This window comes from Bacillus sp. 22475, from assembly GCF_052044835.1.
Lineage (GTDB): Bacteria > Bacillota > Bacilli > Bacillales > Bacillaceae_G > Bacillus_A > Bacillus_A cereus.
In genome coordinates, this window is the sequence record NZ_JBQENW010000081.1 from 1 (window position 1) to 2,093 (window position 2,093).

The window sequence follows — 2,093 nt, forward strand, 5'->3', positions numbered from 1 at the left end:
CCTCGAGGTAACACGGGCGCTACTGGCGCTACCGGACCTCAAGGTAACACGGGCGCTACCGGTGCCACTGGACCTCGAGGTAACACGGGCGCTACTGGCGCTACCGGACCTCAAGGTAACACGGGCGCTACCGGTGCCACTGGACCTCGAGGTAACACGGGTGCTACCGGCGCTACTGGACCTCAAGGTAACACGGGCGCTACTGGCGCTACCGGACCTCAAGGTAACACGGGTGCTACTGGTGCTACCGGTGCCACTGGCGCTACTGGTATAGGAGTTACCGGACCTACTGGACCTTCTGGCGGGCCTCCTGGACCTACTGGACCTCAGGGACCTCAAGGTAACACAGGTGCTACTGGTGCTACTGGACCTCGAGGTAACACGGGCGCTACTGGCGCTACCGGACCTCAAGGTGCTCAAGGTAACACAGGTGCTACTGGTGCTACTGGACCTCAAGGTGTTCAAGGTAACACAGGTGCTACTGGTGCTACCGGCGCTACTGGACCTCAAGGCGTTCAAGGTAACACAGGTGCTACTGGTGCTACCGGCGCTACTGGACCTCAAGGTGTTCAAGGTAACACAGGTGCTACTGGTGCCACTGGACCTCAAGGCGTTCAAGGTAACACAGGTGCTACTGGTGCCACTGGACCTCAAGGCGTTCAAGGTAACACGGGTGCTACTGGACCTCAGGGTGTTCAAGGTAACACGGGCGCTACCGGACCTCAAGGTGCTCAAGGTAACACAGGTGCTACTGGACCTCAAGGTGTTCAAGGCAACACAGGTGCTACTGGCGCTACTGGACCTCAAGGCGTTCAAGGTAACACAGGTGCTACTGGTGCCACTGGACCTCAAGGTGTTCAAGGTAACACAGGTGCTACTGGTGCCACTGGACCTCAGGGCATTCAAGGTAACACAGGTGCTACTGGTGCCACTGGACCTCAAGGTGTTCAAGGTAACACGGGTGCTACTGGTGCCACTGGACCTCAAGGCGTTCAAGGCAACACAGGTGCTACTGGTGCTACCGGCGCTACTGGACCTCAAGGTAACACAGGTGCTACTGGTGCCACTGGACCTCAAGGTAACACAGGTGCTACTGGTGCTACTGGACCTCAAGGTAACACAGGTGCTACTGGTGCCACTGGACCTCAAGGCGTTCAAGGCAACACAGGTGCTACTGGTGCCACTGGACCTCAAGGTGTTCAAGGTAACACAGGTGCTACTGGTGCCACTGGACCTCAGGGTGTTCAAGGTAACACAGGTGCTACTGGTGCCACTGGACCTCAAGGCGTTCAAGGCAACACAGGTGCTACTGGCGCTACTGGACCTCAAGGTCTTCAAGGTAACACAGGCGCTACCGGACCTCAAGGCATTCAAGGACCAACGGGTGCTACCGGCGCTACTGGTATAGGAGTTACTGGACCTACTGGACCTTCTGGTGGACCTACCGGACCTACTGGGCCAACTGGACCTAGCTTCCCTATAGCAACAATTGTTGTAACAAACAATATTCAGCAAACAGTACTGCAATTTAATAACTTTATTTTTAGTACTGCAATTAACGTAAACAATATTATCTTCAACGGTACAGATACAGTTACTGTTATTAACGGTGGTATTTATGTAATTAGCGTATCCATTTCTACAACTGCGCCAGGATGCGCTCCACTCGGAGTAGGAATTTCAATTAATGGAGCAGTCGCAACTGATAATTTCTCTTCAAATTTAATAGGCGACTCACTTTCATTTACTACAATCGAAACATTAGCAGCTGGTGCAAGAATTTCTGTTCAATCTACTCTTAATGAGATTACGATCCCTGCGACAGGAAATACTAACATCCGCCTTACTGTATTTAGAATCGCTTAAATTTCACTATTTATTGTTTATGACAAATAAAAAAAGAGCGAAGAAACTGAAGTGACCCCTAAAAGTTAGACACGGTTATTTCATTAGGCAGCTTGATAAAAGTGAGTCCGGTATTGTACCGGGCTCATTTTTAATTTTGCCTTAATCCGTTTCGTATTATAATAATCTATATATTTTTCTAATTCTATTTTAAAGTGCTCTACATTTTCAAATTCTTTTATGTAGAG

2 protein-coding genes are annotated in these 2,093 nt (G+C 50.5%); one reads left to right on the top strand and one right to left on the bottom strand.

All coding sequences use genetic code 11. From position 1 onward, the window contains the following. Positions 1-1,866 (top strand): Gly-Xaa-Xaa repeat protein (locus ACTJJY_RS31860; protein ID WP_440607442.1); only part of this gene is annotated, 1,866 nt, incomplete at its 5' end. An 83-nt stretch (positions 1,867-1,949) separates the two neighbouring features. Here the strand turns inward: ACTJJY_RS31860 and ACTJJY_RS31865 are convergent. Continuing rightward, positions 1,950-2,093 (bottom strand): IS3 family transposase (locus tag ACTJJY_RS31865; RefSeq protein ID WP_152530538.1); only part of this gene is annotated, 144 nt, incomplete at its 5' end.